Source organism: Tamlana crocina, from assembly GCF_012037625.1.
On sequence record NZ_JAAVJS010000171.1, the window covers coordinates 1 to 496 of the forward strand.

Here is a 496-nt window from a genome sequence, read left to right on the forward strand (position 1 = left end):
TGGTTGAATTCCCGGTGGAAGTTCCTTTTTATAAAGTGGTTTAAAACCATATTTTTCAAGCAAAAAAGCTGTTAACGCATTTAACTGATATTGATTTTCCTCTTTTAGAAACTCGAACTTATCGGGCACCTGTACGTATTGATAATTATTAAGATCCTGAGCTGCTACGGAAGCACTCAATCCAAAACAAAATAGAAAAGCGGAGATATATTTTTTCATTCCCTGGAAAATAAGAGCTGGAATCCAAGCTGCACCGAAGCGTTGCGCGCCTTTGCCAGGTTGGCATAATCCAGCAAATTGTCTGCAGCAATATAAACATTAAAATTGGAAATCGTTGCCGATAGCAACAGCCCTATGTTAGAAAAAGAATAGGAATCTGCAGTATAAGTAAGCTTTCCACGGAATTTTTCGTTGAATGTGCGGTCGTAATAAAGAGTGGTTGCGTAGTTAAGCCCTCGAGGGCGCTTCATGGCGAAAAATTGTGCTCCAACATGGT

Annotated in this window: 1 protein-coding gene and 1 pseudogene; both read right to left on the reverse strand. The window is 39.7% G+C overall.

Annotated elements, in window-relative coordinates; genetic code table 11:
- Window positions 1-219 (reverse strand): annotated as a pseudogene (locus tag HC176_RS16175) (hypothetical protein); the annotation flags it as partial.
- A partial coding sequence (locus tag HC176_RS16180; protein ID WP_245234927.1) for a DUF5723 family protein occupies window positions 216-496 on the reverse strand: 281 nt, incomplete at its 5' end. The gene HC176_RS16180 and the pseudogene HC176_RS16175, both read right to left, overlap by 4 nt.